We start from the raw sequence: 13,474 nt of genomic DNA on the forward strand, positions 1-13,474 counted from the left end.
CGATAATGACGGACTTTTATTGAAAACAGGAATTGCCTTTGTTAAGGTTACTCGTAGTAAGCACTAGCGGAGGAGGATGGCTTCGGATGTCTGAGGCGATGCAAGCGTTCCGGGCGACAGCATCAACCGTGAAAATGATCGGGCGAACCTACGATTACAAGGAAACGTTGTGGCTCGCGTTGTCCGGCAGCGGCGTGGAATTTGAGTTCTATGGCAAACGGGCGGAAATCGCCATAAAAGGCGACGATAGGATTGCAAGTCCGGCGCATCAAGCCAGGATCGGCATTTACGTGAACGGAAAACGAGTCGTCGACGATCAAGTGACTGAACATATGAAAACGTATACCGTTCTCCAAAGCGATACCGAGGCGCAGATCACGGTTAAAGTCATTAAATTATCGGAAGCGGCGATGTCGACCGTCGGGATTGAGCGCATTATCGTCGATGCTGCCGGGGGAATTAAGCCTACTGCCGCACAAGCGCGCAAAGTTGAAATCATCGGCGACTCCATCACTTGCGGCTATGGCGTTGACGATGAAAACGAGCAGCGCCATTTTTCCACGGCCACTGAAGATGTCACGCAAGCCTATGCTTACCAAGCGGCTCAAGCGCTTGAGGCGGATTATAGCATGGTTTGTTACAGCGGTTACGGAATCATATCGGGCTACACGGAGGACGATCAAAAAAAGACGGCTCACCTCGTGCCGGACTACTACGAAAAAGTAGCCAAATCCGAAGGAAAGTTTGACCGGACATTGGACCCGCTAACCGTAAGCTGGGATTTCGACAGGTTTGTCCCGGAGCTCATCGTCATCAACCTGGGAACGAATGACGATTCTTATACGAAGGAGCATGCCGTCAGACAGGCGGAATATGCCGATCAGTATGTCGAGTTCCTCAAGTGCGTGAGACGAAACAATGCCGATGCCAAAATTCTCTGTACGCTGGGCATCCTGGGAGGCAGGTTGTATCCGTTTGTCGAACAAGCGGTTGATCGTTATGGGCACGAAACCGGAGATCGCAATATCGCTACAATGGAATTCGACACCCAGCTAGCGTCTGACGGCTACGGCGCCGACTGGCATCCGTCGAAAGCAACGCATCGCAAAGCGGCGAAGAAGCTGGTTGCTCGAATTAGGGAGCTTATGGACTGGAAGTAAGTTTAGAGCAAGGGAACAAGGGGCGCTTTCCTATGAACATTACAATGAACGGTACGATGATCGAGGTCATACAGGGAGATATCACGCGATCCGAGCTGGATTGTATCGTGAACGCAGCCAATACGAGTTTGCTCGGCGGCGGCGGGGTGGACGGCGCGATCCACCGGGCTGGCGGCAAGCAGATCCTCGAGGAATGTATCCGAATCCGCAACAAGCAAGGCGGCTGTGCGGTCGGAGAAGCTGTCATCACGACCGGCGGCAACCTGCAGGCTAGATATGTGATTCACACGGTAGGCCCCGTATGGCAAGGCGGAGCCGGCAGCGAAGACGAACTGCTGGGCAATTGCTACAGGAACGCGCTCAGCCTGGCCGCGGAACACGGGATACGAACCATCGCTTTTCCGAATATCAGCACCGGCATCTACGGATATCCGAAAGCCAGAGCCGCCGATGTCGCTTTGAAGGCGATCGCAGCGGTACTGGACAGCCGGCAGGCGTTCCGGCAGATCCGGTTTGTATGCTTTGATCAAGAGAACTACGATCTGTATGCGAGACGAATCGAGCGATTAATCTGAGCGCTAGAGCTAAGGTAGGCGGACGCCGTCCTTCAGGGATGGAGTCTTTTTGACGCTCAGGGCAGGTTTGAACGCGATTCCAGAGATATACACCACTTACCTACATTATCAACAGGTTACCCACAGTATGTGCACAGAATTATGCACATGTGAATCTTAGTGGTTAAATAACTGATCATGCATTGCTCGTTGTGGAGGATATTGCAGTGCTCATTCTTTTACATGGGGAATTCACGCTAGCACATCAGTCGCTTCGTTTTTTTTGATGATGCAAGTCGGTCGCGGCACCAGAATTCTATTTATCCCCAGATTGTCCACGGGTTGTGCACAAAGTTATGCACATGTGAATGGTAGGTGAATGGCGTTTGCTCGCTTGTTTTCTCGCTGCAACGTTTTTCTTGCCCGTTATCGGATTGACGAATTTGGCGTCCCATTCCTCGCCTTCCGGTCCGGTGATACAATTGAACCGAAGAGAATGAACAGAGGGGAAGGCGAGCAGGATGGCGGCGAAAAACACGCTTTTATTCATTGGCGATTCGATTACGGACGGCGCTCGCGGCCGGACGAGCGATCCCAATCATATCTTGGGACACGGTTTTGTATTTCAGATCGCGGGCCGCTTGGGCTTGGAACTAGGCGCCGATGCCCCTGAAGTGGTGAATCGCGGCATCAGCGGAGACCGGGCCTCGGATCTGTATGCCAGATGGAACGAAGACGCGATCAGCGTGCGGCCTGATCTCATCAGCATCCTGGTTGGCGTCAATGACGCCTATCATCTGATCCAGGGCGACGCGCGCGGCGTTTCGGACCGATACAAGCGGGCTTATACGCATCTTCTCGAAGAGACGCGGGCGGTGCTTCCGAATGCGCGGATCGTATTGTGCGAGCCTTTTATCCTCCGGGCCGGGTCTCTTGACGAGAAGTGGACGGACTGGGAAACGAGGATGACGGCATACCGGCAGATCGTGCGCGAGCTGGCCGACAGCTATTCGGCGACGTTCGTACCGCTGCAGCACCTGTTCGACGAGGCTTGCCGGCGTGCGCCGCGGGAGCACTGGCTCTGGGACGGCATTCATCCGACCGCCGCCGGCCACGAGCTGATCGCGCGCCAATGGCTGAAGGTCGTGGCCTTGCAGGGCGTGCAATAACGACTTTTCGGCAGTTATCAACAGAACATCCACAGCATGTGCACAGAGTTATGCACATGTGGAAGAAACCGAGACAGACGAAACCACACTTCGGTGTTAGCGCTGCTTTTAAAGCTGTATAGTCAGGATAAAAATTCCCCTTCCGCGCAACCTAATCGGATGTCGAGGCGAACTTCATTTGCCCATAGGGCGCGCGACGCATCGGACTTCGGATACGTGGAGGGATATCGGGTGGAAAACCTATATACGGCAACCGTGACAGTCACGGGGGGACGCGAAGGCAAGCTGTCTTCGAGCGACGGCGTGCTGCAGCTTGAGCTGCGCATGCCCAAGGAGCTAGGCGGAATGGGCGGGGCTGCGACGAATCCGGAGCAGCTATTCGCGGCGGGCTACGCGGCATGCTTCGAGAGCGCGCTGAATCTGGTATGCCGCCGGCGTGAGGTCAAGTTCGAAGGCACGGAAGTGACGGCCCATGTCACGATCGGCAAAGACACGGACGGCGGATTTGCCCTGACGGTCGCGCTCGATGTGAAGCTGAACGGCGTCGAACGCACGCTGGCCGAACAGCTGACTGCCGAGGCGCACCAGGTCTGCCCTTATTCCAAAGCGACGCGGGGCAATATCGAGGTCGCGATTAAGGTCGTTTAAAGACAGGACGCCCAGCCGCATGCAAATAAGACACCGCGAACCTTTTTGCGAAAAGGCCGCCGGTGTCTTATTCTTTGAAGACAAGGTTATTGACGATCCGTATTCTGAGTGCCGCTGGCGGATTGGCCTTGCTCGAAAGCTTCTGCCGCTTCCTCCGCTGAGAACTCGGTATCGTCCTGGCCGGGGACGGGCAGCTTGTTGAGCTCGGTGGTTTGAACTTCCGCTTTGGTCGGCTCATTGTGGTTATTGGTCATGGGGCACCTCCTAGGACGATTTTTACAACCATTCCAGCATGCCACATCTTGGACGAGAATATGTGCGTAATAGGAGGAGGCGGTCTTATGCGGGGGAAACGGACGATCACGCTTGGCATGGGCTGCTTCTGGTCGCCGGAAGCGCTGTTCGGCTCGTTGCCGGGCGTCGAGGAGACGCGCGTGGGGTATGCGGGAGGCACGACCGGGCTGCCGACTTACCGCGAGATGGGGGATCATTCCGAGACGGTCGAGATCGGATTCGATGCCGAGCTTATCTCTGTCGATCAACTGCTCGAGACGTTCTGGAACAACCATAACCCCGTTAATATTAACGGTTATAAAGGAAGGCAGTATCAGTCTTTGCTGCTATACCGCGATGAGGATCAGGCGGAGACGTTTAACCGGGTTAAGAAGCGGATGGAGGCGGACAAGGGACATGCGCTGGAGACGGAGATCGCTGCTTTCGAGGCGTTTTATCCGGCAGAGCCGCGGCACCAGAAGTATTATCTGAAAAGATACCCGGATGCGGCGGACAGGCTGAGCGGGCTGTACGAATCGGAAGAAGCGTTTCTGCGTTCGACGCTGGCGGCACGGCTCAACGGCATCGCCAAGGGGTATACGAATCTGGGGCCGGTCCTCCGCGAGATTCAAGCGTGGCCCATGAATCCGGACGATCGTAATGCCTTGATTGAACAGGTTCGGAAGGTACGGTGGTAATCGCTAAGCCGCAGCCTGTCCGTCTTTAGATGGTAAAGCGCAGGGATTTATCGTATCATGAAGAACCGACAATCGCGGATGTACAAAGGGGAATTAGCATGAGCGAATCCAGTTTCAATGACTATAAATTAAGCGACGACATACGCCGGGCTTTGGAAAGCATGGGGTATGTCAAGCCGACCGAAGTGCAAAGCAAAGTCATTCCGGTCGCGCTGCAAAAGAAGGATATGACCGTCAAGTCTCACACGGGCAGCGGGAAGACGGCCGCGTACGGAATTCCGATCTGCGAGATGGTGGAATGGGAAGAGAACCGTCCGCAAGCCTTGATCCTGACGCCGACGCGCGAGCTGGCCGACCAGGTCAAGGAAGATATGATGAACATCGGCCGATTTAAACGGATCAAGGCGACCGCGATCTATGGCAAACAGCCCTTTGCCAGGCAAAAGATTCAGCTGGCCCATAAAAACCATGTCGTCGTCGGTACGCCGGGTCGGGTCATGGATCACATCGAGAGAGAAACGATCGACCTCGAGCAAGTGAAATACCTGGTCATCGACGAAGCCGACGAGATGCTGAGCATGGGGTTCATTGAGCAGGTAGAGAAGATTATTCGCGAGCTGCCCAAGGATCGTGTGACCCTGCTGTTCTCGGCGACGCTGCCCAAGGATGTCGAGCGCCTGTGCCACAAGTATATGAAGCAGCCGCTCGATATCGAGATACAGACGGAGGGCAGAACGACAAGCCAGATCGAGCATGCGCTCTACACGGTGAAGGACGACGACAAGCTGAATGTGCTCAAGGACGTCGCCACGGTCGAAAATCCGGACAGCTGCATCATTTTTTGCCGGACGCAGGTCAGGGTTGACGTCGTATTCAAGGAACTGCACAAGCACGGCTACCCCTGCGACCGAATCCACGGGGGCATGGAGCAGGACAATCGCTCCCAGGTCATGAACGAGTTCAAACGCGGAGAGTTTCGTTATCTGATCGCGACGGACGTTGCCGCGAGAGGAATCGATATCGACAATATTAGTCTGGTCATCAACTACGACTTTCCCCAGGAAAACGAGAGCTACGTACATCGGACCGGCAGAACCGGACGAGCCGGCAACAGGGGGAAAGCGGTCTCCTTCGCCACGCCGAACGAAGAGAAGTTCGTAATCAACGTGGAGCGATATGTGGGCTTTGAAATTCCGAGGAGAAACAACCCCTCCAAAGACGCGGTGGCGTATGCCCAAGCGTCCTTTGATGCGAAGATCAAGAGCAAGGCAGGCGTCAAAAAAGACAGAAGCGCCCGATTGGAAGAGGAGATCCTGAAGCTTTACTTCAACGGCGGGAAGAAAAAGAAGATCCGGGCGGTGGACTTCGTCGGCACGATCGCCAAGATCGAAGGCGTAGCGGCGGAGGACATCGGGATCATCACGATCGAGGACAACGTATCCTACGTGGATATTCTGAACGGCAAAGGCCGCCTGGTGTTGAACAAGATGCAGGAGACGACGATCAAAGGCAAGCTGCTGAAGGTTCGCGTAGCGAACAAGTAATAGAAAGGCGCTTCAGCTTCGCAGCTTATAAAATTCGAGCTTTTCAAGCGCGGGCGAATATGGTTTAATGTACTTAATATTTCCAGCGGTGAAGCACACCCTGGCAGGACGTCTGCGGACGTTTTGTCGGGGTGTTTTGTTTTGCCCGGGACATTTTGAGGAGGCGTGCGGTATGAAGCAAGCAAGATTGTACGATCAGCCGGAGCAGTTCGCGGAGATGATGAAGCGTCAGTTGGCGGAAAGTTTGCAGATCGAAGTGAGAATGACCGAGGGCGAGCCGCTGCTGCTCGAAATGGACGACAAAATCGGAACGGCGCAAGTGAGTCTGCACAATACGTACCGGACCTACATGGCCGGAGGCGATCTGAACGCGGCTATCGATTATTTGAACAATATCGTTCGCAGTTCTAGGCTGGCAGCGGAAAAGAAAGATGAAATCAACGTTCTCGATCCTGATTACATCTATCCCGCGCTGCGGGATGAGGGGTACGCGGAGGCTTCGCGCAAGCAGGCGGGCGGACTGTCGGCCGAGCGGCTGCCGGGCTTGCGGGAGATGTATCTCGAGATCAAGGACGGTCTTACGAAGATCGTCACTACGGATTTGCTTGAGCTGAATCCGGAGCTGCCCGAGGATCAGTTAAGGACGATTGCTTACCGGAATCTTCGGCGGGAAGGCTGGCAGCAACCGCAGATGAGATTGCCGACTTTGTTGGATAGCTGCTGGCTTGAGGCGTACATGCACGATACGCATCCGGCGGAGTGCCAGTTTTTAGACCCGGAATTAAATAAGCATTTGGGGCGCAATCCGTACCTGGTCGCGTTCACGAATCGTAAGACAGTGATGGTGCTGCGCGCGGACGAAGCGATGGAGACGCTCCGCCAGGCGCAGCGGCTGGCGGAGGAATCCGGCTTCCGGATGATGGCAAGGCGCAGCGTGGCGCTTATGCCGAGCCCGGTATCGGACCGCATCTATTGGGTGCGGAACGGAAAAGCCGGTCTGCTGCCGCCGCGGAAGTAAGCGACTGATTCGGCCGGGTCAGGACGCGGAGCCGGCATCTTTGGGGGGCTGCGGGGCTTGCTGCGAATCGGTCGTTCCCTCGTATCTGGCCAGCGTCCAAGCCGCCGACTCCCGCATGCGCCGACGCAGCTGCTCGCCTTCGACGATTCGCACCCGACGCCCGAGGAATCTAATCTTGGACAGCAGGAACTCGCTCTCGTCGGCGAGGCAGGAGACTCGGATGCGGTACAAGTCCAGGTCTTCTTCGTAGCTGACGGTCTTGTCGAAGCAGGAGAAGGCGTAGAGGATCCGGGAGAGCTCCGCGTTGTATTCGCGGACGATCTCGATCACGGCGTAGGTCCGGCGCTCCTCGAGGAGCGCGAAGGCCCGGCTTCGCAGCGCTTGGACGCGCTCCGGCGGAAGCGGCACGGGCTTCGCGGAGACGATATGCTGCAGCTTGCTCGACATGAGGCCGCGCACGTTGTACCAGAGCAAGTACCACTCTCGCTTGACCATATTGTATTCCAGCTTGACGGGGAGTCCGTTCTGATTCGCCTGGACACCGCCATGCTTGAGCCTTGTCGTGAGCCTGATGCCGCTGCCCTCCTGAATCATGCGGCGCAGCGGACGGAGCAGGGCGTGGTAGATTTGTCTTTCCCGGCTTTTGGCTTTTTGGATAATATATTGGCGGCTGTCGATGGAGGCCTCGTCTCGCAGCAGATCGCGGAGCCCGGACAGCGTTCCTTCCGCGAACGCGTCGGCCGACGCGGGATGCTCGAGCATCGTCTTGAGCCATGAACGCTCGTGAGCCGTAAGGGCGATCGAATCCGCTTCGTCCAGCCGCGACAGAATCTGATAATTAAAGATCTTCTCGAACGGGTTCATAGTAGGCTTGGATCTCCTTCCATTCGGCAATCAGCTCACGGCGCAGCCATGCGGGCTCCAGAACCTCGCAGCTCGAGCCGAAGCTTCGCAGCCAAGGCTTGATTTCGTAAATGCCGTTGACCTCGATTTCATAAAGGAAGGTCGTGTCCGACTCGTCCGTCACGACGCCCCATTGGCCTTGGGCTTCGACGCGTTCGCGTACGAAGTTCGCGCCGGGACGCCCCGGATTGTAGAACCTTACCCGGATCTTCATGCGCCGGTGGGAGTCCGTGACCCAGCTGTGCTCGAGCTCCTGCTCGACGGCTTCGAGCCGATTGTCGAAGGTTGCCGTATCTACGGCCTCGCCCATCTCGATCTGGGTGACGCCTTCCATGCGATACTTCATCGTGCCCAGCCGGGGGCTGTGTCCGATCAGATACCAGCGGCCGTATTGGTGGTCGTAAACCACGCGCAGCGGGAGCGTCGTCTCTACGCGACCCTCCGTCTCGCGCTCAAACAGCGGGTTGGTGTTTTTGGAGGCATAGTTTTTGCCCTTCTTGGGCGACAGGTAGAGAAAGGTCAGCTGACGATGCTCCCGGATCGCCTCGAATACCGTATACAGATGCGCCTCGTCGAGGATACGCGTATGGTAGTGATATTTGTACAGATGCACATCGAACGTCTCGGGGCCATAGCCGCGTCTCGTCAGCGCCTTCTTCAGCGTATCTCTCAGCAGATAGCCCTGGACGGCGGGCACCTGCGTGTTCGCCATCACGTCGACATAGTCGTAAAGGTCGAGCAGCTCCTCGTCCGCCAGCCGATCGATCAGATCGATGTCGGCCCTGTACCTGTACGGTCGTCCGCCGTCCATGCGGCGGATGACGCCGACTTCTTCCAGATATTTGAGGTCCCCGCGCACGGTTTTCTCGTCGGGGCAAGCATAGTCGGCCGGCATGCTGTCGCTGCAGGCGTCCAGCAATTCCTTGGCGGTCAGCGCTTCGCCCTGCATCAAGCCGATCAGTACCGCGAGCCGGACGCTTTCCGAATCCTTCAGCGACTTGGACCTGAAGAGAAACAGCAGCAGCGGGTCCGCGGATTCGTAATGGTTGTAGCGCAGACCTTCGGCGAGATCGCCGGCCGCATCCGAGGACAGCATCGTCCGCATGTCCTTGATGTAGCGCAGCGTCTTGTCGTACGTATGCACGGAGATGCCGAGCCGGTCGGCGAATTGCTGCCTGCTGTAAGCGCCGCCCGCAAGCGCGAGCATGCGAAGAAACTGAACCTCTTTGTCGAAGCTTTCCCGCGCCATGCGCGCACCTCCTGCCGATCTTTGCTCCATTGTATCAAGAGAAAAGGCAGGAGAATATGGAAACTTTTTGAGCGTTGCCATACTTTCGCCCTGTTCGATCGATGCGATTGCTGCGAAAATCAGGTTGTGAAGCCGAGGGCCGCAAGGCAATCGGGGCCACGGCATCATGGAGGCGCACGGAAGGGTTACTTCGTCCAAACGTTTTGGTTAGGCCCGATACCTAACCGCTCCAATCCAAAGGGATTCGGAGTGACTAACCTTTCCAACCCATTTCCTCCATGATATCATTCATGCAGTTTATGGTTGACAGCGTGAATCGTCCGATGCTAGGATTACCAGCAACATACTGAATTGGAGAAAGGAGTGCGGAACATGCACGACACGAATTTTATCTATGAACGTCCGAATCATTGCAGCCCAATGTCTCAGATTAAAGGCGGCCAGCGAGAGATAAGCTTCTTAAATCCGCATGATCTGTATTTCCAATCTCATAAAGGCATTCTTTACAGGCGCAAACCCGCTTCGGTTCGTCGGTTGTTTTCTACAGCCTGACGCCTCCGGCGACGGCATACATATGCGTACCCGTAAAGACTGCTTGTAGCCGAGCGGTCTTTTTCTATGGCTAAATTCAGCCTTAGAGGAAGATCCGAGGGCGACAGGGGTCTTTTTTTCATACCTGGATGGCCCCTGCAAAGTACATAACGCGTCAAGCGCTATTAAAAACAAAGAAAGGAGGCTGCGGCTCGCCTCTGCCATAAGGCAGGGCGGGAACCGCGGCAAGCATGGATCGCTTTCTATTATGGAGATCATGGCGAAAAGGCGAACGCAGCGGACTGTGAATCCGCCAGTACCGGTTCGATTCCGGTTGGTCTCCCCATACGATGCCCGGTAGCCAAGCGGCAAGGCAGATGACTTTGACTCATCCACCGCAGGTTCGAATCCTGCCCGGGCAGCCAATCGATTTTACGGAACCGCCATGGCGTGGTGGTGAAACTGGATGAACACACGGGCCTTTCACGTCCGGATCTGCGGGTTCGAGCCCCGTCCACGCCTTCATCAGACAAACAAGAAAGGAAGAAGCCGCCTTGCGCTACAGGTGACACATATGAAAAGACAGGTATACCCCATGCTTCACGAGCAAGTCTTCCGCAACCTCTCCGAACAGAATCTGTCCTTGAACGATGTCTTCGACCGCATCCGCAGCTTCATGGCGCGCGATCCGCGCGCTGCGTACCAGCTTGTCGTCGGGACGGACGCGCAGGTGCACGCCGGACATACGAAGTTCGTAACGTCTGTCGTCATTGTCCGTCCGGGCAGGGGCGCCTGGTTCTGCTACCGCCAGGTGATCGTCCCGCGGGAGCTGCGTTCGCTGCGGGAAAAGCTGAGCCTCGAAACGACCTATAGCCAGGAGATCGCAGCCTACTTCGATACCGGGAAACGCGCTGCACTGGAGGATATCCTCCTGCCGTACGCCTATCATGGCGCGAGTCTTGCGATGTTCGTCGATATCGACGCAGGCACCGACGCGAAGCGCAACCGGACGTCGGCGATGGTCGCGGAGCTGGTCGGAAGAATCGAAGCGATGGGGCTGTCGGCCAGAGTGAAACCGGAGGCGATCGCGGCTTCGTCCGTTTCCAATCGCTATACCAAAACCCCGTACAGAGGCGCTTCGGCCTCGAAAACGGCATCGAATTTCGGATAAATTTACAAGTCGTCATACTTGCGCCATGTTCGCGGCAGCGGAACTGCGCGATGATAAGAGCAAGCAGCCGACGCCGAAAAGGCGGGGCACAACGCCGCAAGGTGTAAATACAAAATGCAAAATGAGTGCTAAGTTTTCGACGTTCGTTCGTTGAGGCGCATGGAAGGGTTACTTCGACTTCTAATCGGCCTGTCGTTGGTTCGAATCCAACTCTCGCTCCGGCGGGATAGCTCAGATGGTAGAGCAGCATGCCTTTCCGACCTTTTTCCTCAACGATGCGGCATCACAGACGGAGCGAGGCGAACGAGAGGGATACTTCGATAAGTATAAGGGACGGACGAGGCCTTTCGCAGGCCTTCCGTGAACCTTCTCGGCCAGTTTCCTCGCTCCGCTCTCTTTAAGGAGGTTTTATCCGATGAGTTTCGCTAAAAAGCTGTTCTCGGCCGTCCGGCCGACGACATTGAACCAGGATGGCTATCCGGCCTACGAACGCTCCGCCGAGGAGCGGTACGTGCAGACGCTGGTCACCAATACGATGGGCAACACGTTTTACGCGGACGGTCAGTCGCTGCTGATCGAAGCCGAAGCGATTCACCGCGAGATGGCGCAGCGCGATCCGCAGTTCATGGCCAAAGCGCTCGTCTATGCGCGGGGCGAAGGCTACATGCGGCTTCAGCCGCTGTACGGCCTCGCGATCCTGTCGGTCTACCGTCCCGACCTGTTCGCGAAGATCTTCCTCAAGGTCGTGCAGATTCCGTCCGACCTGTCCGACTTCCTGACGATCCTCCAGGGAATGGGCCGGGGCGAGGGCGGCCGGGCCGTGAAGCGGCAGGTGAACCGTTTCCTGGCTAAGGTGTCCGAATATTGGGCGATCAAGTATAACGGCCGGGGACGAGGCTACAGCCTTGGCGACGCGATCGCGACGGCGCACCCGAAGCCGGCGGACCTGAAGCAGCAGGCGCTTTATCGGTATCTGCGAGGCCAGGAAGCGAACCTGTCGCTGCTGCCGCAGGTCTATGCCCTGGAGCAGCTGAAGCAGGCGACGACCGAGGCCGAGCGGCTGTACTGGATCGAAACGGGTAAGCTGCCGCACGAGGTCGTCACCGGTGCGGTCAAGCCGACCAAGGCGATCTGGGAAGCGCTGATCGCCCAGATGCCGACGTTCGCACTGCTGCGTCACCTGAACGCGCTCGAGCGGGCCGGGGTGCTAGAGGATTGGAACACGGTGCGAGTCGTGACGGATCGACTGACCGATCAGCGCGCGCTGGCGAAGGCGAGGATCCTGCCATTCCGGTTTGCCAAAGCGTTCGGGCAGGTGAAGCATCCGCTGCTGCGCGACGCACTCCGGGACGCGGTTGAATATACGTTCAGCCATTTGCCGGACTTGGAGGGGCGCACTGCAATCTTTCTCGATATCTCGGGTTCGATGAACGGCGAGTATCTGCAGGCCGGTTCGGTGTTCGCACTGGCGCTGTACAAGAAGACGGCGGGCGACTCCCTGTTCTGGCTATTCAATACCGTCGCAAAGGATGCGATGCCTTCCCGCAAAGACAGTATCCTCTCGCAGGCAGGGGGCATTCGTGCGGCGGGCGGCACGGATACCGGCGCGCCGGTGCGCAAGCTGCGGCAGGAGCGCCGCAAGGTCGAGCAGATCGTCATCATCACGGACGAACAGCAAAATACGGGCAGTCCATTTTATAAGGCGCTAAAGCAGTACAGGGAGAAGGTGAACCCGGGCGTCAAGGCGTTTATCGTCGACGTGTCGCCATACCGCGGCGCGATGGTGCCGCAGCAAGACCCGGATACGTTCTATATATACGGCTGGAGCGACACGGTGCTGAGCTACATCGCGCAGTCGGCCAAGGGTTACGCTTCCATGGTCGAACGGATCGAAGCGATCGATATCGATAACTAAAAGAAGAGGTGCATGAAGATGAAGCTGGCGGAAGCGCTGGTCCGCAGGGCGGATAGCCAGAAAAAAATCGCGCAGCTGCGGCAGCGGCTGGAGCGGGTCGTGAAGGTACAGGAGGGAGAAGCGCCGGCCGAGGATCCGGTCTTGCTGATGGCGGAGCTGGAGCAGACGCTAGGCGAGCAGACGGCCTGGGTGCGTCGGATCAACAAGACGAATGCGGCGACGCCGTTTAACGCGGAGCTGAGCATCTCGGATGCGCTGGCGGAGCGGGACCGGCTCATGCAGCATCGCAAGCTGCTGGCGGATCTGCTCGAGCAGGCGTCGATCAAGCAGGACCGGTTCAGCCGTTCGGAGGTCAGGTTCGAGCGGACGGTAGACGTCGTGCAGCTTCAGATCCGAGTGGACGCGCTGTCCAAAGCCTATCGAGAGATGGATTTTCGCATTCAGGAGATGAACTGGACGACGAATCTGATCGAGACGTAGCTGCGAAGGTAGTCTGGATCGGCCGAGGCGTGCACAACCCGCCAACAGGGAAAGTTGGAGCCGCTCGGACACGGGGGCCATGTCCAACCTATCAATCATGAGCCCAGCAATGTGACGAGCGTAACGTGTACCAATCATTGTGACCACCGCGTGCAGATCGG

General features: G+C 56.9%; 13 protein-coding genes and 3 tRNA genes. 13 read left to right on the plus strand and 3 right to left on the minus strand.

All coding sequences use genetic code 11. The annotated features are described in order from the left end of the window. Positions 1–86 precede the first annotated feature (86 nt). The 4 genes from ACFOTD_RS08630 (at position 87) to ACFOTD_RS08645 (ending at position 3,531) form a co-directional block, all read left to right on the plus strand. Positions 87–1,160 (plus strand): SGNH/GDSL hydrolase family protein, encoded by a 1,074-nt coding sequence (locus ACFOTD_RS08630; protein WP_378117706.1) that lies wholly within the window; start codon positions 87–89, stop codon positions 1,158–1,160. 32 nt (positions 1,161–1,192) lie between these two features. Continuing rightward, the gene (locus tag ACFOTD_RS08635) at positions 1,193–1,735 is read left to right on the plus strand and encodes an O-acetyl-ADP-ribose deacetylase (protein WP_378117707.1); all 543 of its coding nucleotides are present in this window, start codon (positions 1,193–1,195) and stop codon (positions 1,733–1,735) included. Between the two features lie 500 nt (positions 1,736–2,235). After that, positions 2,236–2,883 carry an SGNH/GDSL hydrolase family protein gene (locus ACFOTD_RS08640; protein WP_378117709.1) on the plus strand — a complete coding sequence of 216 codons (648 nt, stop codon included), beginning with the start codon at positions 2,236–2,238 and terminating at the stop codon, positions 2,881–2,883. A 231-nt stretch (positions 2,884–3,114) separates the two neighbouring features. Then, a complete protein-coding gene (locus ACFOTD_RS08645; protein WP_378117711.1) occupies positions 3,115–3,531 on the plus strand; it encodes an organic hydroperoxide resistance protein in 417 nt (138 codons plus the stop codon). A gap of 86 nt (positions 3,532–3,617) precedes the next feature. On the opposite strand, the gene ACFOTD_RS08650 is transcribed toward ACFOTD_RS08645, so the two are convergent. Further along, complete coding sequence (locus tag ACFOTD_RS08650) at positions 3,618–3,785, minus strand: hypothetical protein (protein ID WP_378117712.1); 168 nt, start codon at positions 3,783–3,785, stop codon at positions 3,618–3,620. A gap of 87 nt (positions 3,786–3,872) precedes the next feature. On the opposite strand from ACFOTD_RS08650, the gene msrA reads away from it, so the two are divergent. From msrA to ACFOTD_RS08665, 3 genes are all read left to right on the plus strand, one after another. Further along, on the plus strand, positions 3,873–4,502 hold the full coding sequence (gene msrA / locus ACFOTD_RS08655; RefSeq protein ID WP_378117714.1) for a peptide-methionine (S)-S-oxide reductase MsrA: 630 nt from the start codon (positions 3,873–3,875) through the stop codon (positions 4,500–4,502). A 98-nt stretch (positions 4,503–4,600) separates the two neighbouring features. After that, positions 4,601–6,046: a DEAD/DEAH box helicase gene (locus ACFOTD_RS08660; RefSeq protein ID WP_378117716.1), complete on the plus strand. Its 1,446-nt coding sequence runs from the start codon at positions 4,601–4,603 to the stop codon at positions 6,044–6,046. 172 nt (positions 6,047–6,218) lie between these two features. Beyond that, a complete protein-coding gene (locus ACFOTD_RS08665; protein WP_378117718.1) occupies positions 6,219–7,064 on the plus strand; it encodes a hypothetical protein in 846 nt (281 codons plus the stop codon). Between the two features lie 18 nt (positions 7,065–7,082). Here the strand turns inward: ACFOTD_RS08665 and ACFOTD_RS08670 are convergent, their stop codons facing one another. Continuing rightward, entirely contained in the window at positions 7,083–7,928 is an 846-nt protein-coding gene (locus tag ACFOTD_RS08670; RefSeq protein ID WP_378117720.1) for a WYL domain-containing protein, read from the minus strand. Further along, on the minus strand, positions 7,903–9,216 hold the full coding sequence (locus ACFOTD_RS08675) for a helix-turn-helix transcriptional regulator (protein WP_378117722.1): 1,314 nt from the start codon (positions 9,214–9,216) through the stop codon (positions 7,903–7,905). The genes ACFOTD_RS08670 and ACFOTD_RS08675 overlap by 26 nt, the downstream gene beginning before the upstream one ends. Positions 9,217–10,018: 802 nt before the next feature. Here ACFOTD_RS08675 and ACFOTD_RS08680 point away from each other — a divergent pair. The 6 genes from ACFOTD_RS08680 to ACFOTD_RS08705 all read left to right on the plus strand — a co-directional run bounded on the left by ACFOTD_RS08680 (position 10,019) and on the right by ACFOTD_RS08705 (position 13,313). Continuing rightward, positions 10,019–10,093, plus strand: a tRNA-His gene (locus ACFOTD_RS08680). A 5-nt stretch (positions 10,094–10,098) separates the two neighbouring features. Beyond that, positions 10,099–10,172: transfer RNA gene (locus ACFOTD_RS08685), tRNA-Gln, on the plus strand. Positions 10,173–10,194: 22 nt separating this feature from the next. Further along, positions 10,195–10,269 (plus strand) — tRNA-Glu (locus tag ACFOTD_RS08690). Positions 10,270–10,321: 52 nt separating this feature from the next. Continuing rightward, positions 10,322–10,918: a ribonuclease H-like YkuK family protein gene (locus ACFOTD_RS08695; RefSeq protein WP_378117724.1), complete on the plus strand. Its 597-nt coding sequence runs from the start codon at positions 10,322–10,324 to the stop codon at positions 10,916–10,918. 415 nt (positions 10,919–11,333) lie between these two features. Beyond that, entirely contained in the window at positions 11,334–12,833 is a 1,500-nt protein-coding gene (locus ACFOTD_RS08700; protein ID WP_378117726.1) for a TROVE domain-containing protein, read from the plus strand. Between the two features lie 18 nt (positions 12,834–12,851). Beyond that, positions 12,852–13,313, plus strand: a complete 462-nt coding sequence (locus tag ACFOTD_RS08705) for a DIP1984 family protein (RefSeq protein WP_378117728.1) — start codon at positions 12,852–12,854, stop codon at positions 13,311–13,313. Positions 13,314–13,474: the final 161 nt, after the last annotated feature.

Origin of the sequence: Cohnella sp. GCM10012308, from assembly GCF_042649185.1 — a bacterium.
Classification (GTDB): domain Bacteria; phylum Bacillota; class Bacilli; order Paenibacillales; family Paenibacillaceae; genus Cohnella.

What these genes read in the sequence shown, in the direction of transcription:
- msrA (WP_378117714.1), top strand. Translation starts at nt 3,873, where the DNA reads ATGCGGGGGAAACGGACGATCACGCTTGGCATGGGCTGCTTCTGGTCG.
- ACFOTD_RS08665 (WP_378117718.1), top strand. Translation starts at nt 6,219, where the DNA reads ATGAAGCAAGCAAGATTGTACGATCAGCCGGAGCAGTTCGCGGAGATG.
- ACFOTD_RS08670 (WP_378117720.1), bottom strand. Translation starts at nt 7,928, where the DNA reads ATGAACCCGTTCGAGAAGATCTTTAATTATCAGATTCTGTCGCGGCTG.
- ACFOTD_RS08660 (WP_378117716.1), top strand. Translation starts at nt 4,601, where the DNA reads ATGAGCGAATCCAGTTTCAATGACTATAAATTAAGCGACGACATACGC.
- ACFOTD_RS08650 (WP_378117712.1), bottom strand. Translation starts at nt 3,785, where the DNA reads ATGACCAATAACCACAATGAGCCGACCAAAGCGGAAGTTCAAACCACC.
- ACFOTD_RS08705 (WP_378117728.1), top strand. Translation starts at nt 12,852, where the DNA reads ATGAAGCTGGCGGAAGCGCTGGTCCGCAGGGCGGATAGCCAGAAAAAA.
- ACFOTD_RS08640 (WP_378117709.1), top strand. Translation starts at nt 2,236, where the DNA reads ATGGCGGCGAAAAACACGCTTTTATTCATTGGCGATTCGATTACGGAC.
- ACFOTD_RS08695 (WP_378117724.1), top strand. Translation starts at nt 10,322, where the DNA reads ATGAAAAGACAGGTATACCCCATGCTTCACGAGCAAGTCTTCCGCAAC.
- ACFOTD_RS08675 (WP_378117722.1), bottom strand. Translation starts at nt 9,216, where the DNA reads ATGGCGCGGGAAAGCTTCGACAAAGAGGTTCAGTTTCTTCGCATGCTC.
- ACFOTD_RS08700 (WP_378117726.1), top strand. Translation starts at nt 11,334, where the DNA reads ATGAGTTTCGCTAAAAAGCTGTTCTCGGCCGTCCGGCCGACGACATTG.
- ACFOTD_RS08635 (WP_378117707.1), top strand. Translation starts at nt 1,193, where the DNA reads ATGAACATTACAATGAACGGTACGATGATCGAGGTCATACAGGGAGAT.
- ACFOTD_RS08630 (WP_378117706.1), top strand. Translation starts at nt 87, where the DNA reads ATGTCTGAGGCGATGCAAGCGTTCCGGGCGACAGCATCAACCGTGAAA.